The organism is Rhizobium sp. B230/85 (genome assembly GCF_019355735.1).
In the GTDB taxonomy this organism is placed as follows: Bacteria; Pseudomonadota; Alphaproteobacteria; order Rhizobiales; family Rhizobiaceae; genus Rhizobium; species Rhizobium rhododendri.
Map to the genome: position 1 here is coordinate 1,550,479 of NZ_CP072156.1, position 19,868 is coordinate 1,570,346.

Below are 19,868 nucleotides of genomic sequence, written 5' to 3' on the forward strand. Positions count from 1 at the left end.
TGTGAGGGTAGCCGCCCCTCACATCCTCCCCACGACCTTCAGTGCAAACGCATACTCGAATGCGATTTCTTCCAGCCGCTGGAAGCGCCCCGAGGCGCCGCCGTGACCGGCGTCCATGTTGGTCTTGAGCAGGATAGGGGCGTCGCCGGTGGTCTTTTCGCGCAGGCGCGCGACCCATTTGGCGGGCTCCCAGTAGGTGACTCGGGGGTCGGTGAGGCCGCCCAGCGCCAGGATCGGCGGGTAGGGCTTCTCGCCGACATTGTCATAGGGCGAGTAGCTGGCGATGTGGTCGTAGTCGTCCTTTGAATCGATCGGATTGCCCCATTCCGGCCATTCCGGCGGGGTCAGCGGCAGCGTGTCGTCGAGCATGGTGTTGAGCACGTCGACGAAGGGCACGGCGGCGATGATGCCGGCGAATTTTTCCGGTGCCATGTTGGCGATGGCGCCCATCAGCATGCCGCCAGCAGAGCCACCTTCCGCGATGATCTTCGTGTAGGAGGTGAACTTCTTCTCGCTCAGATAATCCGCCGCCGAGATGAAGTCCTTGAAGGTGTTGGTCTTCTTGTCCATCTTGCCGTCTTCATACCAGGCAAAGCCTTTGTCCTTGCCGCCCCGGACATGGGCGATGGCATAGATGAAGCCCCGGTCGGCGAGCGACAGCGCATTGGTGCTGAAGCTGGCGGGAATGGCCATGCCGTAGGCGCCGTATCCATAGAGCAGGCAGGGGGCGGTGCCGTCGAGCAGCGTGTCTGCGCGGTAGAGCAGCGAGACCGGCACCTCGACGCCATCCCAGCCGGGCGCAAAGACGCGGCGCGTGATGTAGTCGTTGGCGTCGTGGCCGGACGGCACTTCCTGCGTCTTCAGCAGCGTGCGCTCGCGCGTCACCATGTTGTAGTCGTAGAGCTGGCTTGGCGTCGTCATCGACGAATAGGAAAAGCGGATGGTGTCGGTGTCGTATTCGGCAGCCCCCTGCAGGCCGAGCGAATAGGCCTCCTCGTCGAAGCCGATGGCGTGCTCTTCGCCGCTCTCGCGGTCGCGCACGATGATCTGTGGCAGGCCGTCCTTGCGCTCCAGCCAGATCAGGTGACGCGCATAGGCCATGTGCGAGAGGATCAGCGCGCCCGGCTTGTGGGCGACGACCTCCGTCCAGTGCTCCTTCTCGGGCGTTGCTGCCGGCGCCTTCATGATCTTGAAGTCGAGGGCATCGCCGTCGTTGGTGAGGATGTAGAACACGTCGCCGCCCTCGGCGATCTCGTATTCGATGCCTTCCTCGCGCGCTGCCACCAGCTTCGGCTCGGCCATCAGGTCCTTGGTCGAGAGGATGCGATATTCCGATGTCTCGTGGTCGTGGATGTCGATGAAGATGTAGTCGTCGAGCAGAGATCCGCCGACGCCCATGAAGAAGCCCGGATCGGTCTCCTCATAGACCAGCCGGTCGCTCGCCTGCGGTGTGCCGACGATGTGGTGGAAGACCTTCGACGGGCGGTGGTTCTCGTCGAGTGCCGAATAGAAGAAGCTTTTGCCGTCGGGCGCCCAGACGCCGCCGCCACCGGTATTCTCGACGACATCGGCCAAGTCCTCGCCGGTTGAGAGGTCGCGGACCTTGAGCGTGAAATACTCCGATCCCTTGTCGTCATAGCCCCAGATGCCGAAACTGTGATCGGAGGAATGGTCGAGCCCAGCCAGTCGGAAGTAACCCTTGCCTGATGCCTCCTTGTCGCCATCCAGCATCAGCTTGCGCTCGCCGCCATCGCGCGCCTCGCGGAAATAGCGCGGCTGCTCGCCGCCGGTGACGAACAGCGTGCCATAAGCAAACGGGCCGTCCTTCACCGGCACCGAGGAATCGTCCTCCTTGATGCGGCCCTTCATCTCGGCGAACAGTACCTTCTGGATATCCTTGGTGTCTTCCATCGCCGCGTTCATGTAGGCGTTTTCCGCCTCCAGATGCTTGCGAATGTCGGCATCGAGGATGGACGGATCCTTGAACATCGCCTGCCAGTTATCGGCTCTCAGCCAGGCATAATCGTCCGTCCGGGTGATGCCGTGGCGGGTGTCGGATACCGGACGCTTCGGCGCGACGGGGGCGGTCGGAAGAGGCTTGAATATCGACACGTATGTTCGCTTTCTGGTGATCTGAGGTGACAGAGAGATAGACACCGGCCGGTGTCGGATCAAGCGACTTGTCGCCGATAAGCGCAGCGGCGCGGTGCGAAGATCGGGCAGTTGGCTGCGGATGACGGCAAGGTTCAGCCGCACCCGCCATGATGTCACCACATTATTTCCGAAACTCACGAAGTGTTACAAACATCTGGATCGGCAGTCGACCGTGCGTTTGCGCGAACGCTTGTCAGTTCAGTCTGACTTGAACCAAGGAAGTGCTTTTCATGCTGAAATTCATCGGCGTCCTCGTCCCCGCCGTTTGCCTCGCCACGACCTCCTACGCCGTCGATGCCGCCATCAAGAAGCAGTTGGAAAAGCTCGATCCTGCCGAGCGCCTGGAACAGAGTTGCGATACCGAGGCGATGAAGCGCATCGCCGCCGAGAAGGACTACCATCCCGACAAGGTCATCGCTTACACCTTCGGCGACCCGGCGATGACCGCAGACACGATCAAGGCACCCGGCGCGGTCTTTCGCAGCAAGGGCGAATGGTACCACCTGACCTACGACTGCGTGACGGGCCCGGAGCAGATCGACGTGAAATCGCTGAGTTTCCAGATCGGCGAGAAAGTGCCAAGGGACGATTGGCAGAAGCATTATCTCTACGACTGAGGCATTTGAAGCCTGTTCGAAGCCGAAAGCTGTTGCTTCTGGCGGGTTTGGCGGTAAAGCAATGCCATCGCGCCACAGATCGGTCGCCTTGCCATGGGATTGCAGAGGCCGGTGCTCCGGCGCCCTTTGAAATCAGATGTCCCTGACACGGTGGCTGCCCCATGATCCGATTGCTCCTGACCTCCGCAGCCCTGCTTGTCGCCATCCCCGCGGCCATGTCCGCCAATTCCGCATTTCCGGCGGCCCCTGTGGCGCCTGTCCAAACCGCGCTGGTCTCCCCGCCGCTCGCCCCGAAGCCGAACCCCTCCACACCGGGCGTCAAACTCGTTGAACCGCATCTGCACGTGGCGCGCGCCGGCAAGCCGGCAACGCGCGTGGCGCTGACTTTCGACGCCTGCATGGGCAAGACCGACATGCGGATTCTGAACACGCTGATCGACCAGAATGTACCGGCGACGATCTTCGTCACTGCCCGCTGGCTGCGCACCAATCCGGATGCGTTGGCGCTGATGATGTCCCATTCGGACCTGTTCGAGCTTGAAAACCACGGCCTCAACCACATCCCGACGGTCGATCGCCCGACGCTGGTCTACGGCATTGCCGCTGCCGGTTCGCCGGCCGCCGTCGCCCAGGAAGTGCAAGGCGGCTCCGATGCGATGCTGGCCCATGGCATCCCGCAGGCCCACTGGTTTCGCGGCGCAACCGCCAAGTATGACCTGTCAGCCATCGCCCAGATCCGCGCGCTCGGCTTCGAGGTGGCAGGCTATTCGATCAACGGCGATGCCGGCGCCTCCCTGCCGGCCGCGGTGGTGGAGAAGCAGTATCTCAGCGCCAAAGATGGCGACGTGCTGATCTCGCACATCAACCAGCCGACCCATTCCTCCGGCGAAGGCGTCGTCAAGGGCATCCTCGACCTCAAGGCGCGCGGCGTCCAGTTCGTCCGGCTGCAGGACTTCGCCGTACAGGGCGACGACAACACCACCCAGCAGGCATCGCGCTAAAGCGGCAACCCGCGCTCCGGTATCGGGGTGCCATTTGCAAAGCCCCGATAGGTCGGGCCTTCGCGGTCCAGCGCGAAATCGTCGAACCAGTCGCGCCGTTCGTCTGCGACAAGCGCGCCGATCATCAGCGAGGCCATGAACGAAAAGGTGATGCCGTTGCCGCCGTAACCGTAGGCAGCGAGTACGTTCGGCATGTCGGGGACAGGGCCGATCAGCGGCAGGCCGTCCACCGTTTCTCCAAACGTGCCGCACCAGCGGTATTCGGCGGTGGTGTCTGCCTGTGGCCAGAGCCGCTTCAGCTTCTCGCTGAGGGTGTCGATCTTGTCGGCCATCTTGGCATCGCGCAGGGCAGGCAGCACTGTCGCATCGTCCTCGCCGCCGATGATGATGCGATTGTCCGCCGAGGTCCGCATGTAGAGGTAGGGGTGGCTGTCCTCCCAGATCAGCGCGCGGTCGCGCCACAGCCTGTTCGGGTCCTGCGGCACTGTCGCCATCGCCCAGCTCGAGGTGGCGCGATGCAGCTTCGGCATCGGAATGCCGGGCATCGCATAGCCGGTTGCGAGCACCACGTTCCGGGCTTCGATCACGTGGTTGCCATCGGTCTCGATGACGGCGGAGCGGCCTTCCGTGCGGATGCGCGTGGCGGATGCCTTGACCAGCTGTGCGCCGCGCTTGACGGCAACTGCGAGCAGTCCCCAGGCCAGCATCAGCGGATCGACTTCCGCAGCGCCGGAAGAGAGGATCGCACCGTCGCGTTCGATCTCGAATTCGGTCATCAGGTAGGGATGCGACAGATACTCGCCCGGCAACCCGGCACGCTTGCGGAGCGCCAGTTCCTGCTGCAGTTCACGCGCGCCGCCGATGCTGTTTGTGAGATAAAGGCTCGAGCGCTGTCGGTAGCCGCAGGGGATCTGCAGCCGCTCGATCAGCTTGCTGAGCCCCGAGACAGCAACGACGCTGCGCCGGTATATCGCGGCCGCCTTGTCATAGCCGTAGGAGAGCGAAAGATCGGAAAGCGATGTATCGAGCTCCCACATCAGCATCGCCGTGCTTGCCGATGTGCTGCCGAGCCCCGGTTCTTCGCGGTCGATCACACAGACGGAATAGCCACGCGCTGTGAGGTGTTCGGCGATCAGCGATCCCGTGATCCCGCCGCCGACGATGGCCACGTCGACCGAGAGGCTTTCGCGCAACGGGCTGTACCACGGGTGCAAAGCCAGCCGGCCCCAGGGGGCACGGCCGGTGACGAGGTCGGACTGTTCGGTGGCGTTCATCTGCAGGTCGGTCGGCATTTCGTCTCTTGCTCCAGGAAAAGGCGTGCGCGCAGAACAGTCAGGGAAGCTGCGGCTGCGGCTTTTCCTCGATGAACACTTCGTTGATGACGGTCATGACGATCAACGACAGGGGGAGGGCGAGCATCGCGCCGACAGCGCCCCACATCCATGTCCAGAAGATGATGGCGACGAACACGACGAAGGGATTGAGCTCGAGCTGGCGACCCATCACCGCCGGGAAGACGAGGTTTTCCATAGTCAGGTGGACCGAGAAGAAAATCGCTGCGGGTATAAGGCCGATAAGGATGCTGTCATGGGTGAGGACACCGGCAATGGCGACCGCGACGGTCATGAGCGTAATCCCGAGGAACGGTACGAAGCTCGACAGGAACGCGAACACGCCCCACAACGCTGGCATGCTGAGCCCGCCGAAATAGGCGATGGCCGTCATGATCACGCCGAGCCCCATATAGATCAGCGAGGCCGTGGCGAAATAATAGCCCAGCACCTGCTCGACAGCATTGATGACGCGGATCGCCGCCAGCCGTTCAGGCCGGCCCTTGAACGCCATGATGATCGCCTTGCGCAGAGTGACGCGGCCGACCAGAAAAAGCAGCAGCGCCGCAAAGAACACCAGCCCCTGGACGATGGCCGGGGTCAGGTTGGCGGTGACCACGTGCAGTATGCTTCCGGTATGCTCGATCAGGGCACCTGCCGACATCGGCCCGCTCTCGAATGTCTTCGGCGTGATGTGCAGCCAGTGGATTTTCTGCAGGAACGGCATGATGCGGTCGATCGAGTTCTGCACCATGTCCGGCCCTTGGCTCGCCAGCGCTGCCAGCGGCCCGGCAACGCTGTTGATGATCAGGAAGATGATCAGCGCCACGGAGCTCGAGAGAAGGACCGCATTGAGAATGCGCGGGACACCGAGCTTGCTGAGCTTTTCGGCGACCAGACCGAGGATCATGCCGACGACGATTGCCAGCGTCACCGGAATGAGGATGACCGACATGAAATAGATGCCGGCTCCCGCCATGATCAGGAAAATGCCGATGATGGCCCAGGCGGACGCGACGTCGAGCCCGTCTTTCTCGACCCGGCGCATGGGTGCCCCACCATCCATCTGCTCGGTCGCCTGTTTCAGCGAATTGGCCCAGCTGCTCAATCGCATCTCGCGTTCTATGGCAATCTTGCGTGTCTGCTTACGTATACCGTTGGCAATGCCCATTTTTGTGAACGTTCCGGAAGCCCCAGCGCCTCGCAGCCATAACGCGCAAACGCACTGCGGGTTCCCGAGAGCGGTAAGCTAAAGGTTGTAGCCGGCTCTGCGGCATCGGCAGCGATTTCTACAGCGCCGCCGACTGCCCGCCGGGAGGGCGGAACGCCCTATGCGGTGAGCGTCAGGCCGATACCCCAGGGGTCTCTCAGCGACACCCCGCCGTCGCGTTTTTCGTGGCGGATTTCGAGGCCGTCGAGCTTGCTGACGGCTGCATCCAAAGCGGCGCTGTCGTTGAAGCGAAGCGTGTAGTCGGACAGCCCGGTCATGTTCTCCGCGCGGACGCCGGCGCCACGGCTGTTCCAGATGTTGGCCGCGACATGATGGTGATAGCCGCCGCTGGCAAAGAAGCTGGCGCCGGGATAGCGCGCCATGATCTTCAGGCCGAGGACGTCGCGATAGAAAGCATCCGCTTCCGGGATATTGCCGACCTGCAGGTGGATATGGCCGATGGCCGAGCCGTCCGCCATGCCGTTCCAGCTGTCCTGTGGCGCACTTTCGTAGAGCTTCTGCAGGTCCAGCGCCAGTGTCGCCATTTCGATCATGCCGTCGGTCTGCAACTTCCAGAGGTCGTGGGCGCGGTCGGCATAGATCTCGATGCCGTTGCCTTCCGGATCGGCGAGATAGATGGCCTCGCTCACGAGATGGTCGGAAGCGCCCTGCAGCTGCACGTTGTTGTGGGCAGCATGGCGCAGCCAGCGGGCCAGCTCGGTCCTGTTGGGCAGCAGGAAGGCGGTGTGAAACAGGCCAGCGGTATTCTGCGGCGCGCGCCTGGCTGCTTTGTCGGTGGTGAGCGACAGCAGCGGCTTTCCGCCAACGCCGAGCAATTCGCCGCTGGCGCTTTTTTCCATCGATTTCAGGCCGAGCATAGACTGGTAGAAGCCGGAAACCAGTGGCAGGTCGCTGACGACCAGATGCGACTGGCCGACATAGGCTGGGCGCGTCAGCGCATAGGACGGTGCGGTCTCGGTCATGAAATCTCCTGCCCGGTGTCCGGGTATTATATCCGTCGCGCGAGGCGGCATCGATGGGACGGCTGGCAGGACCCGAGGTCCCGCCACCGCCTTCGCTATCTTATATGGCCGATAACCGTCGTTCGCAGAAGATGTGTTTTTGACGATGAAGCGTGCATTCCTTGTTGACGCTGGCCTTGTTGACGCTGGCAGCCTTTGACCTCGATCAAGGGATTGTCGGGTCAGCGCCGTTAGGGTGGTCATGGAAAGCAACGGGGCGTCCAAAGGGGCAGAAGCATGTACAAGAAGATCATCGTGGCCATCGATATCGGAACCCTTGCGAAGGGTGAGCCAGCGCTGCGGCGCGCGATGGAACTGCTCGATGCCGGCGGCGAGATCGTCGCGTTGAATGTCGTGGAGGATATACCGAGCTCTCTCATCCTCGACCTGCCGCAGGATTTCGTCACCGACGCTATCGGCGACGCCGACCTGAAGCTCCAGGATCTCTGCAAGCGCCTCGCTGTTCCGGCTCTCGTCGAAGTCCGCACCGGCTCGCCGGCAGCAGCGATCCTGAAAGCTGCCGAGGAACATGAGGCAGACCTCCTCATCGTCTCATCTCACATACCCGACCTGTCGAACTACTTTCTCGGCGCAACCGCCGACCGCGTCGTCCGCCACGCCAAATGCTCCGTCCTCGTCGAACGTGGATAGGGGAGCGAAGGAGGAAATACGGCTCTCTCTCTTCTCTGCCGGAGTATGCTATCGGCTACCGCCGGAAAGCACCGAGTGTAGGGGAAGGCGGAATGGAGTTTCGTGAGGCTGTAGCAGACGATGCCGCCAATCTGGCAGCGCTGACGACACAGGTTTTTCTCCATACCTATGCGAAGCGCGGCGTCCGGACCGCACTTTCGACCTATGTCCTATCGGAGTTCACGGCAGACAAGTTCCTTCAGGCCCTCGAGGACAAGCAGCAGATGTTCATCGTCTGCTGCGAGGACGTCCATCTCGTCGGCTACGTGCGCCTCGCCTTCAGCGCGCCGTGTCCGTCCGACGAACGGCTACAGTCGGAAATTGCCACGCTCTACGTCCAGGAACACTTCCTGCGGCGGGGCATCGGGACGCAACTGCTGAACCGGGCGCTCCAAACGTTGCAGCGCCGCGGTGCCGATGCCGCCTGGCTGTCCGTCAACCACGAAAACGCCGATGCCATCGCCTTCTACGAAAGCCATGGCTTCCGACGCGCCGGTTCCACAGACTTCGAACTGGACGGCGAGCGCCACGAAAACTTCATCCTCCGCCGCGCGCTTGACGGGAGTGACGATGGGGAGGGCGTGGCTGAGTCGGGGTGAGTTGGCCTCAGCCCGCGTCTTCGGGCATTTCGTCGCCCTTCTCCGGGGGCTGGCTTTCAAGCCGGTCGAGAATCGCCAGTGCCTGCGCCGGATCGCCACGCGCCGCTCTCCGCTTCAGACTTTTGAAAGCCCGGCGGTTTCCCATGCCCTCGGATATGAGCGACAAAAGCATCTGGTTCACCGAGACATTTTCCTCAGCGGCGGCTTCCTTGGCCTGCTCCATCAGATAGTCGGGCAGCCGCAACGGATATTGGCTCATGTGAGTTTCCTTTCTCGTTTGTACAGGCGGACAAAATCTTTTGCCGAAAGAGCTGTCAGGCCGAATACCGAAACTGACGGATGTCGAAATGGCGATCATCCGTGACGATCAAATTCGCTCCAGCTGCCAAGGCGCATTCGACAATCAGGTCGTCCTTCGGATCATCCAGGAATGGCCGAAAGCGGAACCACGGCTGTATCAAAGTTGCCATGGCACACAGAGCGTCAAGAATGACATCGATCTCCACTGCCGATGTATACAATCCGGCTAGTCCGGGCCTTTTGAGAACATCCTCGTATTCCAGCACAACCGCGGGTGACATTGCAAACGGAATGGACCCCAAAAGCATCTCTCTGAGAACGAAGCCGGATGCTCCGTCCCGCGAACGAATTCCGCGTAGAATGACATTGGCATCCGCGACAATCATGGTTCAGAGTAATATCGTATATGATATCACGCAAGCCCGATGTCAGCGTATGCTGACCTTCTCTGCATCCCAACGCTTGCCCCGAAATCCATGAAATGGCACCATTCGGCATGGCAAATCGCGACGCACATTCACCGGTGGCGGAGTTCAAGGGTATCCGCTGGGCTTACGACAAATCCGAAATCATTGCAGACAGCATCGTCAACGGCGTCGGCGTCGTGCTGGCTCTGATCGGCGCCACGGTGCTGGTCGTCTATGCGACGCTGTGGCGATCTGAGGGCGAAATCGCCGCTGCCTGGATCTACGGCCTCGGCCTCGTGCTGACGCTGACCATGTCGTTTTCCTACAACATCTGGCCGGTCTCGCCGACCAAGTGGATCCTGCGGCGGTTCGATCATTCGGCAATCTTCGTGCTGATCGCCGCCACCTATACGCCGTTTCTCGAGCGCGGATCCGACGATCCACTGCTGCTGTCGACCTTGATCGCCCTGTGGGTGTTCGCTGCTATCGGTATCGTGCTGAAATGCGGATTTCCCGGCCGCTACGACAGGCTGGCGATCCTGCTGTATCTCGCCATGGGCTGGAGCGGCGTGCTGGTGGCGGGACCTGTGGCAGCCCGGATCCCGTCCGTCTCGATGCTGCTGATCGTCGTCGGCGGTGTCGTCTATTCGCTGGGCGTGATCTTTCACGTCTGGGAAAAGCTGCGGTTCCAGAACGCCATATGGCACGCTTTCGTGCTGACTGCCGCCGGCATCCACTATGCGGCGGTCATGACCTGCTTCACCCTGTCGCCGCCAGCGAGCCTTTGAAAGGCGGCTTCTGGCTGCCGGGGTTGCATTTTTCGGTTGCCTTGAGGCTGCGTACCAGCCGCATCAGCACGGCATCGTAGCGCTGCATTTCGGCCTTGGCATAGTCCATCTGGAAAAAGGCGGAAGCCCCGTTACAGAGCGCAACGCCGCGTCCGTAGACCAGCCTGTCGCGCTTGATGCCGGTGAAGCTGAAGCCCTGCGAGGTCGTCTTCGAAAACGACACCTGCCAGCCATCCTGCCTCGCCAGCACCAGACGCGTCTTCGCCTCGCTCTGAAAATCGCTGCTGAAGGCGGGGGTGGCAAATACCAGCAAGCGGGCGGATTTGTCGGCCGGCGCCAGGGAAAGTCCGTCGCCGTGATTGGCAAGAAGGGTAAGCCCGAAACCGGGCGGCAGTTCGATGCTGTAGCCGAAACGGCTGTTGTCGTAGGGCCACCATTCGCTTGCATGAGCCTGCGCGGTCGAGAGCGCAGACACTGCAGACAGGAGCAGACAGGCGGCAAGGCGCGACAACATGCGTTTTCCGGATGGCGAGAACGAAGGATGTCTATTGTTTAGCCTATTTCGAGCCAAGAATCTCGTAGTCTTGAAAAATTAATATGGCGAATTGCCCAAGGATAAGTCATCGCGGCGGCAGCCATGCAAGAGCGGCAGATTTACTTTGGTCATGGCGCGGCGTATGCCGTCGATCGTCCTAAAACGGAGTGTGCCGTGACAGCCCCCATCCTTTTGCGCGATGCCGTCGACGCCGATCTGGCCTCAATCCGCGACATCTACAACCACGCCGTCGAGCATAGCACGGCGATCTGGAACGAGGTGCTGGTCGATGTCGACAACCGCCGCCAGTGGTGGAACGCACGCATCGCCAAGGGCTATCCGGTGCTGGTCGCGGTTGTCGACGGCAAGGTCGCCGGCTACGCGTCATACGGCGACTGGCGCGCCTTCGATGGTTACCGCCACACCGTCGAGCATTCGGTCTATGTCGACCGGGAGGCGCGTGGCGCGGGGATCGGCGAGCAACTGATGCGAGCCCTGATCGAGCGAGCCGCTGCCGGCAATGTCCACGTCATGATCGCTGGCATCGAGGCCGAGAATGCAGCGTCTATCCGGCTGCACGAAAAACTCGGATTTCGCGTCGTCGGGACGTTTTCGGAAGTCGGCATCAAGTTCGGACGTTGGCTCGATCTGACCTGCATGGAGTTGCGGATACTGTCCTGACCGCTGGGCCATGCTCCGGCTTGCTGTCCATGCGCTTGCCTCCAGGCATTGGCAACAAGCCGGGGGCAGGGCGACAAGGTCCCGTCGCTACATCTGCTGTCCCGCGAGTGCAGGGAGAAGTGCACCCCGCAGTATCTGGCAGCTTAACTGCCGGTTGAATACGTCGCGAGACAACACTGGACCCTGCACCGGCGATTTCCGGGGCTCAAGCATTTACAACTTGACGCGGCTTTCTTTCAGGGATCATTTGTTCGTAAGCAAATAGGTAGGTATGCTTTGTTATTTTGGGTGTCTGTTCCTGCATAGAATAACGGATTCGACCGTCTGAAACATTGCAACCGAGATCCTATTTCATAATCTGTTAATTTTCCTTCAAGTTGAAAATTCGAAGTATAATTACATTTACATTTCCCAATGTGTCTGAATTTAGCACACGAATTGTTCCCTGTGGTGACTGGACTTTCACGCCGACAGTGATAATTCATTGCAAGTCGAATTTGACGTGCTTTTGAACTCTCAATTACGCCATTGATGCTTGAAGCTTATTGCAACGGGTTTTACCAAGGGGTCGTTGGTCCATCTTTGGGCGTTCAAAGTCGGCACGCCGATTCGTTGGTAGACAATTTGCTGTTCATGCGGGGACAAGACTTGGGGGTGTCTTGAAGTCACATGCAGTTGTGTCGCGAAAGACTATGTCGCCGCGACGCTGACCGGAACTGAGGCGAGCCAGAGCGGCTTGTCTCTAAAAAATGTGAATAGGAGAATTTGAATGACAGACGCGGTTCTTGGTGCCGGCGCTGACTTGCTGGTTGAACTGACGGCCGACATCGTGGCCGCCTACGTGAGCAATCACGTTGTTCCCGTAAGCGACCTCGCACACCTGATTTCCGACGTGCATTCCGCGCTCAGCGGTACCTCGGCACCGGTCGCCGCTGTGGCTGTTGTTGAAAAGCAGAAGCCTGCTGTCTCCGTACGCAAGTCCGTACAGGACGACCAGATCACCTGCCTGGAATGCGGCGGCAGCTTCAAGTCGCTGAAGCGCCACCTGATGACGCATCATTCCCTGTCGCCGGAAGATTATCGCGAAAAGTGGGACCTGCAGGCGGACTACCCCATGGTCGCGCCAGCCTATGCCGAAGCGCGTTCGCGCCTCGCCAAGGAAATGGGTCTCGGCCAGCGCCGCAAGCGCGCCCGCTGACCATCAAAGATACACAGCGACACGAAACCGGGCCTCGAGCCCGGTTTTTTTGTGGGAAAGTTTCGATATTTAAGGAAAATAATCCCATTAATATTGAGGGTGATTTCCAATTTAATCATTTAATTCAGCAAAAAATGCTGGCGTCTATCAGTTGTTGGTTCTTGCTATCTTCGTCGATGTGTGAATAAATTCCTAAAAAGGAGTTTGCGCATGTCCATCGATCCCCTTGTTCCCGTCTCTCTTCCTGCGATCATTCCGCTGCCAACGGTGCTGTCGGGCACGGCGCTCGTGCCCGTTCGCCGCGGCTTTCTCTCGGTCGACGCCACCTGCGGTATCGTCAACCGTATGGCCGGCGAGATGTCGGCGCTGGTCAGCGAGCGCACTCTGCACCGGCGAGACCGGCGCCGGACGATGTGGCATATCCGCCAGATCTCCATGTATGTCTGCCACGTCGCGCTGCAGATCTCCATCGCCGATATCGCCGACGCCTTCGGGCGCGATCGCAGCACGGTGGCCTATTCCCTGCGGATCGTGGAGGGCAGGCGCGACGACCAGGCCTATGACGCTTTCGTCGAGTCCGTCGAACGTCTGGCCGGCTCGGTGTTTGCAGCTTCGGAGGCGGCTGCAGATGAGCACTAGGACACCCCCATCCCGCAAGTCGCTGGTCAGATTGCTGCGTTTCATCGGCGCCGGTGCGGGTATGATCCCCGAGCCCGGCGGCGTGGTGCTCCAAAGTGTGGACGGACGACGTCAGTTCAGCGCCACCGGGCTGATCGAGTGGGCAATGGCTGCCGGCCTCGTCACCGACAGCCCCTCGACCCCGCCCTTATCGGCGGCTGACGCGCCAGCCGGGTCGTCGGAGACGGCCAAGTACCTGATTTTGTTGCCGGCGGCACGCAGCTTCCTGCGTCGCGCAGCCGCCGACACGGAAGAGGAATTCCTGGCCCAGCACGCCGAAATCGTTTCCACGACTGCAGAGGTCGACGGCGCGAGGCAGAAAGTGCGGTTCGACCAGGCGGAATCGCCGCTTGCCGCGCTTTCCCGGTTGAAAGACCGCAATGGCGCGCCTTTCCTGCCGGAGGCGGCTCTCGCTGCCGGGGAAAAGCTGGCGTCCGATTTCAATCGTGGACAGTTGCAGCCGCGCGTCACTGCCTCGTGGGAGCCGCGCCTTGCGACTTCGGCCAAGGGCGGGCGCGGCGGCATGGCTGACGTCGCAGACAGCGCCATGGCGGCCCGTCTTGCCGTCAACCGCGCCATCGCCGCGATGGGGCCAGAACTCAGCGGTGTCGCGCTCGATGTCTGCTGTTTCACGAAAGGCCTGACGACCGTCGAGCGCGAAAGGCAATGGCCTGCGCGCTCTGCCAAGCTGATGTTGCGTACCGCGCTGCTGACGCTTTCGCGACACTATACGCCACCTCGATCTCAGAAGAATTCCACCACGCAGCACTGGGGAGCGGAAGGATATCGACCGGATCTACTCTAGCCGGCCCGCTCGTTGCGCCGGAAATCGGCCTTTCCGCTTCCGCTTTTCTGTCCGGGATTCGCAATGTCATGTCCAGTTTCAGGCGTTCGAGGAGATAGCGACTGTCTCCCGTTGACCTTTCGTTCAGTGAAATGACGTTTTTTTGGGGATGTTTTGAGCTCGAACGAGGGCGATGATGCGTTCGTAACGTTCGCGTCTAGGTTACATATTTATGCGTTCGCGCGTTGGGCTCGCTTGCGATCATTCATCCGTCCGATCTCAATCTATGGTTAAAGGCATGGTTAATCGTTTGAGCGAGGTGAAGCGCAGTGTTTTGCTGAAACGCAAGGGAGTGCCATCACGATTCTGATAGCTGGATAACGCAACCGGAAAGCAATCCCTGCGCGACTCGACGAATCGTCGGGCGAGGGATAGGCCAGATCCCGCAGCCCGCATTTTGCGCTTTGCTGCGGTCTCCATGACAGGTCAAGACATCGATGGATCACGACGAGGCCCGGCTGCGCATCATGGAGGATATCGCCACCGTCGGCGAGCTGACGCGGATGGTGACGCAGCGCTACGATGCGATGTTCGCGGAGTTTTACGCGGTGCTCCTTGAGACGCTCGACAGCGCCTCCGACATGGCCGATGCGGCGTTGACCGCCATGTCGGTGGCGGACGCTGCTGTCGACACCGTTCGGAGCAATTTCGCCGGCCAGCCGCACTTTGCCTGTTCGAAAGGATGCAGCCCCTGCTGTCACCTGTTCGTCGCGGTGCCGCCCGGCGTGGCCGAGGTGATCGCTGCTCATGTCGAGAGTAACTTCACGGTCATCGAGCGCGAAAAGCTGGTTTTGCGGCTGGAGGCGAAAGTTGCAGCCGATGCGGCCTCGCCGACACCGCAGCTGTTGCGGACGCCCTGTGCACTGCTCGACGACGGCGGCAGTTGCACGGTCTATGCGGTTCGCCCGCTTTCCTGTCGAAGCTTCACCTCGACCTCCCTGCCGCGCTGCCAGCAAGTAGTGTTCGGGGACAACCCGGATGGCGGCGGTGTCGATCAAAACCCGGCGCGCTACCGTCTCTATGAATTCGCGACAAGGGCGCTGGAAGAAACGGCCCGGCGCCGCGGATTGCCCGGCCAGCAACAGGGGCTCTCGGCAGCCCTGCTGCAGCAGCTGGCCGGCTGAAAGCGATCAGGCCATGCGATCGTACTATCCGGGACGGAAAACCTAGGCGGCGACCTTGTCGCGCGCTTCCTCGCGGATGCGCTTGACCATCGAGCGCAGGCCGTTGGCGCGTTGCGACGACAGGTGTTCGACCAGCCCGATCTTGCCGAACACCTCGATGGCATCGAGATCGGCGATATCGGAGGCGCGCTTGCCGGAATAGGTGGCGAGCACGATGGCGACCAGCCCCCGGACGATATGCGCGTCGGATTCGCCCTCGAACGTCATGACCGGATCCTTGGCCCCGTCTTCGGTGTGGCTGACGAGCCAGACCTGGCTGGCGCAGCCCTGCACCTTGTTGGCGGCCGTCCGCTGGTCTTCCGGCAGGTCCGGCAGCGCCTTGCCGAGCTCGATCACATAGCGGTAGCGATCCTCCCAGTCCTCGAGGAAGGTGAAATCGTCCATGATTTTGTCAAGGCTGGTCATCGCATACGTCCACTGTCTCTGAGACTGGCATATAGGCGAAAGCAACGGCGATTTGAACCCGCGCGGAAAAAAGAACGCCGTGCGGAGCAAGTCCACACGGCGCAGCAACATGCTGGGAGTTTAACAGGGCAGGCACGGCACGTCAGGGTAAAGGGGAGGCGGCACCGGAGACTTGCCCGGCGCTGCTGAATTCTTGTCGGCTCAGAGGACCGGGCGGCGCATCGGCACCGGAACGTGGATGATGGTGCCGGTGAAAACGCTGTCGTTGGCGTCGCTGCCGAGTTTCGGCGGCATCGGCTGCATATCGGGCTCTGCCTGCGGTGCGGCGACGGCGACCTGCTGGCGGGACGTATCGGTTGCACCGGCGTTGCTGGCAGTCTTGTCGGCCGACTTGCCGGAAAGCTGATGGTCGATCATCTCATAGGCGACCAGTGCGCCTTCGCGGGCTCTATAGCCGAGCGCCGTGAAGGTCTCGCCGCCCTTGACGCAAATCTCGGGCTTCTCGCTGCACAGCGACGTTACATATTGAAAGGCGCCCGTTGCTGCCGTAACGGCGTCGGACATCTGGACCTGCGGGTTGTTCTGGGTCCGGGTGGTGCTCTGCGAGGAGAAAACCGGCAGAAGCACCAGTACCAGCGAGAACCAGAAGGCTGTCTTGATCAGAAACCACATCGTGTTGCCCATCCTGTTTTTCGTTCGGTCTTGGAGCTGAATCGATCCGGTCTTCCCGGTTGAAACAAACCTAGTCCGCAGATGCTGACATCGCTTTTCAAAACTAGAAGGCATTTGAGGCCAATTTAGTTCAAATGCGAGCTATCGGTATTTTATGCACATTTAAGTCAAATTGTCGTGGCCGCCGTTAAGCATGTTGAAGGCCATCTCCAGAGAATGCCGGGGGTTGCGCTCCCGTCGCCTGCCACAAACCTTAACGAAAACACGAAAAAGCAGCGAAATCCATCGCTTACCCCCTGTTAACTACAAAAACCGATGCATCCTTTCGATGCGTCAAAACGGGATTTTCCGGCTTTTCAGCGGTGGATTGGACCTTTCGGCTTATCCTTTCCTTAAGCGCGCAACGCCTATTATCGGGACAGAAATAGACGCCTTTTGTGCGGATTTTGGTGTGCGCGTATTGAGTAAAATGGCTGATAAGGCGATCGCCCTCGTGGACAGGGCCGGCGGAAGCTGGCTCTCCCGGACGTCGGGAGACGGGCAGGTGCGCGGCGAAGAGCTGGCGATCCTGCGGCGCGTTGCGCTGCTGTCGTCGATGGCGCTTATTGTCGTGCCGTGCGGCCTGTCTTTCCTCACCACGCCAGCCGTCGCCTTGCCGGTCGGTGTCGCCACCGTCTGCGCAGCCTTCCTGTTTTCCGCCGTCGGCAGCATCGCCCTGTCGCGCCAAAGGCCGTTGCCAATTGAAGCCCCCGTCATTATCCAGCGCCAGGAGTTGATGCTCGAGGCCGCCGCCGGTCTTGTCCTGCTGCTCGACGCACAGGGTGTCGTCACCACTGTCGGCGGACGCGACCGTGCCGCGTTCCTCGGCTGGATGCGTCCGGCCCTTGGCCGCGGCTTCTTCGAGCAGGTCCATGTTTCCGACCGGATCGTCTTCCTACAGGCACTCGATGCCATCCGCCAGGGATCCGACGCCGTTGCCATCCGTCTTCGGCTCGACCGCCCGGCCGGCGCCATCGATGGCGACCAGTTCGCCCATATCAGCATGGACATGACAGCCCGTCGCGATGCCGATGGTCTGTTGACTGATATCGTCGCCCAGGCCCGCGACATCGGCCGCGAACAGCAGCAGCGCGACGCCGAGATCCGCAAGGCGGCAGAGGCGGAATCGGCCAATGACGCCAAGTCCCGCTTCCTTGCCGCCGTCAGCCACGAGTTGCGTACGCCGCTGAACGCCATCCTCGGCTTTTCCGACATGCTGGCCGGCGAATATGTCGGCCGGCTGGAAAACGACCGCCAGCGCGAATATGTCGGCCTGATCCGCGATTCCGGCGCCCATCTGCTCTCCGTCGTCAATGCCATGCTCGACATGAGCAAGATCGAGTCCGGCCGCTACGAGCTGATCGTGGAGCCGTTCCCGATTGCCTCCGCCATCAAGTCCTGCGAGGCGATGCTGTCGCTGCAGGCAAAGAACAAGGGCCTGAAACTGGCAAGTCGTATCCAGCGCGATCTCGGCGAGGTCGTCGCCGACCAGCGGGCCATCCAGCAGGTACTGATCAATCTGGTCGGCAATGCCATCAAGTTCACCGATGCCGGCGGCGCCGTTACCGTCGATGCGACGCGGGCCGGCGATATGCTGAAGATCTGCGTCAGCGACACCGGCATCGGCATTGCGCCCGAACGGCTCGCCTCGCTCGGCCAGCCTTTCGTGCAGATCGACAGCGAACATTCGCGCCGCTACGAGGGCACGGGCCTTGGCCTGTCGCTGGTCAAGGGACTGGTGGCGCTGCATGGCGGCAGCTTCGGTATCGCCAGTACGCCCGGTCATGGAACTGTGGTCACCGTGCTGGTACCGCTTGACGGCACGCTGGTGCAGACGGCAGAAGATCAGCAGCCGGTGGAATTCCCGCCGCGTCTCCGTTCCGTGGAGCATTTGGAAATACAGAGCAAGGAAGCAGTCTATGGCCACGCGAAAGCGAAAATCGCCTAAGGGAAAGGGCAAACGGCAGCAGTCCGGGCTCGCGTCCCGCAGTGCGGTGGCCGTTGGCAGCCTCGGTCTGCGCGGTGCCGGCCTCGTCGGTGGCGCAACCCTGCGCGGCGCAGGCCATCTCGGCGGTGTCATCGCCCGCTATCCCGCGACCGCAGGCGGCACCATGGCCTTCGCCGTGATCTTCAGCTTTATCGCCACCAACGCGCTCTGGTACCAGCCCGGCAACCACCCGTCGCCGTTCTTCCGCACCCGCGACGCGTCATCGCCCTACCAGCTGGCCGGACGCAAGCCGTTTAGCAGCGCCCGCCACGACCCCGCCGATACCACCACGTTCCGCATCGAACGCCCGGACGACACGGCGACATCCGCGCCGCCGGCACCAGCCGCGGCAGCACCTGTCGCAACGGCGCAGGCTCCCGTCGCCGAGCCGGGCAACGTTGTCTCGCAGGTGCAGGCCGAACTGGTCCGCCGTGGCCTCTATAACGGCGCGGCTGACGGCATCATCGGACCGCGCACCACGGCTGCGATCCTCTCCTTCGAGCAATCCGCCGGCCTGAAACAGACGGGCGAGGCGAGCGAGCAATTGCTGGCCGCGCTGAAGGCAGATGCCAAGCCTGGCGTCGCCGTGCCAGCCGAGAAGCCGCCGGCGGACATCTCCTCGAATGCCGCTGCCGCCGATCCGGTTGCCGCCGCCATCATGAGCTCGGAAAAGGACGTCAAGACCGCATCGGTCAGGACCGCCTCCGCGACGCCGGCCAAAAAGCCGGTGCCCGATCCGGTGGCCAACGCGACGATGGTGATGCAGATCCAGAAGGGCCTGAGCAACATCGCCTACAGCAATGTCAGCGTCGACGGCGTTGCCGGCGAGAGCACCCGCACCGCCATCCTCCACTTCCAGAAACACTACCGCCTGCCGGAAACCGGCGAACCCGACGGCGCCGTCTTGAAAAAACTCCGCGAGATCGGCGCCCTGTGATCGGGTTGCGGTGGTAACGTTGCTGCCGCTGAATGGATCAGCCTTGCAGAACCCCAATCAATGTCTTTTGGAGGATATGAGGTGGCTGTCGAAATCCGCCTGCTCGAAGCAAACGATCCTGCCGAAGCAGGTCTGGTCGCGCTCATGGAGGAAATGCAGGCGCACTACGGAGTCTTCTGCCCACCGACGCCGGACATTCTGCAGCAATTGCGCGTCCGCCCGGCAGGCTCCGAAATTCTGGTTGCCGAAGACGATGGCAAGGTTGGCGGCCTCTGCGCTTTCAGTTCGACCTATCCCGGAGCCGGCCTCAAGCCCGGCATATTCCTGAAGGAACTCTACGTCGGTGCCGCCTGTCGGGGGCAGGGCGTCGGACGCTCGCTGATGCGGACGCTGGCCATGCTCGCAGGCGAGAGGGGCCTCGTCCGCATAGACTGGACGGCAGACGCTGCCAACGAACGGCTTCTCGCCTTCTACGACGAAACAGGCGGCGCGCGCAAAACGGACAGGATTTACTACCGTCTGGATGGTGAGGCACTCGCGGCGCTCGGTAGCGATCCCGTTTCGTGACCCTGCCAAGCCGGCCGCCTGT

The 19,868-nt window shown here is 61.5% G+C and carries 22 protein-coding genes; 13 read left to right on the forward strand and 9 right to left on the reverse strand.

Going from position 1 to position 19,868, the window contains the following annotated elements; translation table 11 throughout:
* Nucleotides 1-18: 18 nt before the first annotated feature.
* Nucleotides 19-2,112: a S9 family peptidase gene (locus tag J5289_RS07425; RefSeq protein WP_209183209.1), complete on the reverse strand. Its 2,094-nt coding sequence runs from the start codon at nt 2,110-2,112 to the stop codon at nt 19-21.
* Nucleotides 2,113-2,384: 272 nt separating this feature from the next.
* Here J5289_RS07425 and J5289_RS07430 point away from each other — a divergent pair, with 272 nt between their 5' ends.
* Both J5289_RS07430 and J5289_RS07435 read left to right on the forward strand, forming a co-directional pair.
* On the forward strand, nt 2,385-2,771 hold the full coding sequence (locus J5289_RS07430) for a DUF930 domain-containing protein (protein ID WP_209183210.1): 387 nt from the start codon (nt 2,385-2,387) through the stop codon (nt 2,769-2,771).
* A 161-nt stretch (nt 2,772-2,932) separates the two neighbouring features.
* Nucleotides 2,933-3,772: a polysaccharide deacetylase family protein gene (locus tag J5289_RS07435; protein WP_209183211.1), complete on the forward strand. Its 840-nt coding sequence runs from the start codon at nt 2,933-2,935 to the stop codon at nt 3,770-3,772.
* Here J5289_RS07435 and J5289_RS07440 read toward each other — a convergent pair.
* From J5289_RS07440 to J5289_RS07450, 3 genes are all read right to left on the reverse strand, one after another.
* Nucleotides 3,769-5,064: an FAD-binding oxidoreductase gene (locus J5289_RS07440; RefSeq protein WP_209183212.1), complete on the reverse strand. Its 1,296-nt coding sequence runs from the start codon at nt 5,062-5,064 to the stop codon at nt 3,769-3,771. The genes J5289_RS07435 and J5289_RS07440 overlap by 4 nt on opposite strands.
* 40 nt (nt 5,065-5,104) lie before the next feature.
* Nucleotides 5,105-6,274, reverse strand: coding sequence for an AI-2E family transporter (locus tag J5289_RS07445; RefSeq protein ID WP_142824353.1), 1,170 nt, complete (start codon nt 6,272-6,274; stop codon nt 5,105-5,107).
* Between the two features lie 158 nt (nt 6,275-6,432).
* Complete coding sequence (locus J5289_RS07450) at nt 6,433-7,296, reverse strand: VOC family protein (RefSeq protein ID WP_209183213.1); 864 nt, start codon at nt 7,294-7,296, stop codon at nt 6,433-6,435.
* 276 nt (nt 7,297-7,572) lie between these two features.
* Here J5289_RS07450 and J5289_RS07455 point away from each other — a divergent pair, with 276 nt between their 5' ends.
* Nucleotides 7,573-7,986 carry a universal stress protein gene (locus J5289_RS07455; protein WP_209183214.1) on the forward strand — a complete coding sequence of 138 codons (414 nt, stop codon included), beginning with the start codon at nt 7,573-7,575 and terminating at the stop codon, nt 7,984-7,986.
* 92 nt (nt 7,987-8,078) lie between these two features.
* Complete coding sequence (locus tag J5289_RS07460) at nt 8,079-8,624, forward strand: GNAT family N-acetyltransferase (protein ID WP_209183215.1); 546 nt, start codon at nt 8,079-8,081, stop codon at nt 8,622-8,624.
* Between the two features lie 7 nt (nt 8,625-8,631).
* On the opposite strand, the gene J5289_RS07465 is transcribed toward J5289_RS07460, so the two are convergent.
* Complete coding sequence (locus J5289_RS07465) at nt 8,632-8,883, reverse strand: hypothetical protein (RefSeq protein ID WP_142829893.1); 252 nt, start codon at nt 8,881-8,883, stop codon at nt 8,632-8,634.
* A gap of 55 nt (nt 8,884-8,938) precedes the next feature.
* On the reverse strand, nt 8,939-9,310 hold the full coding sequence (locus J5289_RS07470; protein ID WP_209183216.1) for a putative toxin-antitoxin system toxin component, PIN family: 372 nt from the start codon (nt 9,308-9,310) through the stop codon (nt 8,939-8,941).
* A gap of 137 nt (nt 9,311-9,447) precedes the next feature.
* Between J5289_RS07470 and J5289_RS07475 the strand changes: the two genes are divergently transcribed.
* Complete coding sequence (locus J5289_RS07475) at nt 9,448-10,119, forward strand: hemolysin III family protein (RefSeq protein WP_209184080.1); 672 nt, start codon at nt 9,448-9,450, stop codon at nt 10,117-10,119.
* Here J5289_RS07475 and J5289_RS07480 read toward each other — a convergent pair.
* Entirely contained in the window at nt 10,091-10,633 is a 543-nt protein-coding gene (locus J5289_RS07480) for a hypothetical protein (protein WP_209183217.1), read from the reverse strand. The genes J5289_RS07475 and J5289_RS07480 overlap by 29 nt on opposite strands.
* 195 nt (nt 10,634-10,828) lie before the next feature.
* On the opposite strand from J5289_RS07480, the gene J5289_RS07485 reads away from it, so the two are divergent.
* The 5 genes from J5289_RS07485 to J5289_RS07505 all read left to right on the forward strand — a co-directional run bounded on the left by J5289_RS07485 (nt 10,829) and on the right by J5289_RS07505 (nt 15,179).
* Complete coding sequence (locus J5289_RS07485; RefSeq protein WP_307877416.1) at nt 10,829-11,335, forward strand: N-acetyltransferase family protein; 507 nt, start codon at nt 10,829-10,831, stop codon at nt 11,333-11,335.
* A gap of 769 nt (nt 11,336-12,104) precedes the next feature.
* A complete protein-coding gene (locus tag J5289_RS07490) occupies nt 12,105-12,533 on the forward strand; it encodes a MucR family transcriptional regulator (RefSeq protein ID WP_142824361.1) in 429 nt (142 codons plus the stop codon).
* 210 nt (nt 12,534-12,743) lie between these two features.
* Nucleotides 12,744-13,172: a helix-turn-helix domain-containing protein gene (locus tag J5289_RS07495; RefSeq protein ID WP_247749018.1), complete on the forward strand. Its 429-nt coding sequence runs from the start codon at nt 12,744-12,746 to the stop codon at nt 13,170-13,172.
* Nucleotides 13,162-14,016 carry a DUF6456 domain-containing protein gene (locus J5289_RS07500; RefSeq protein WP_209206612.1) on the forward strand — a complete coding sequence of 285 codons (855 nt, stop codon included), beginning with the start codon at nt 13,162-13,164 and terminating at the stop codon, nt 14,014-14,016. Before J5289_RS07495 ends, J5289_RS07500 begins: the two co-directional genes overlap by 11 nt.
* 476 nt (nt 14,017-14,492) lie before the next feature.
* Nucleotides 14,493-15,179 carry a YkgJ family cysteine cluster protein gene (locus tag J5289_RS07505; protein WP_142824362.1) on the forward strand — a complete coding sequence of 229 codons (687 nt, stop codon included), beginning with the start codon at nt 14,493-14,495 and terminating at the stop codon, nt 15,177-15,179.
* A 42-nt stretch (nt 15,180-15,221) separates the two neighbouring features.
* On the opposite strand, the gene J5289_RS07510 is transcribed toward J5289_RS07505, so the two are convergent.
* Together J5289_RS07510 and J5289_RS07515 are read right to left on the reverse strand one after the other, a co-directional pair.
* Complete coding sequence (locus J5289_RS07510; RefSeq protein ID WP_209183220.1) at nt 15,222-15,644, reverse strand: SufE family protein; 423 nt, start codon at nt 15,642-15,644, stop codon at nt 15,222-15,224.
* Nucleotides 15,645-15,845: 201 nt separating this feature from the next.
* Nucleotides 15,846-16,316 (reverse strand): DUF5330 domain-containing protein, encoded by a 471-nt coding sequence (locus J5289_RS07515; RefSeq protein ID WP_209183221.1) that lies wholly within the window; start codon nt 16,314-16,316, stop codon nt 15,846-15,848.
* Nucleotides 16,317-16,785: 469 nt separating this feature from the next.
* Here J5289_RS07515 and J5289_RS07520 point away from each other — a divergent pair, with 469 nt between their 5' ends.
* From J5289_RS07520 to J5289_RS07530, 3 genes are all read left to right on the forward strand, one after another.
* Complete coding sequence (locus tag J5289_RS07520) at nt 16,786-18,303, forward strand: HAMP domain-containing sensor histidine kinase (protein ID WP_209183222.1); 1,518 nt, start codon at nt 16,786-16,788, stop codon at nt 18,301-18,303.
* Nucleotides 18,275-19,279 (forward strand): peptidoglycan-binding domain-containing protein, encoded by a 1,005-nt coding sequence (locus J5289_RS07525; RefSeq protein WP_209183223.1) that lies wholly within the window; start codon nt 18,275-18,277, stop codon nt 19,277-19,279. The genes J5289_RS07520 and J5289_RS07525 overlap by 29 nt, the downstream gene beginning before the upstream one ends.
* A 153-nt stretch (nt 19,280-19,432) precedes the next feature.
* The gene (locus tag J5289_RS07530; protein ID WP_209184082.1) at nt 19,433-19,846 is read left to right on the forward strand and encodes a GNAT family N-acetyltransferase; all 414 of its coding nucleotides are present in this window, start codon (nt 19,433-19,435) and stop codon (nt 19,844-19,846) included.
* Nucleotides 19,847-19,868 lie beyond the last annotated feature (22 nt).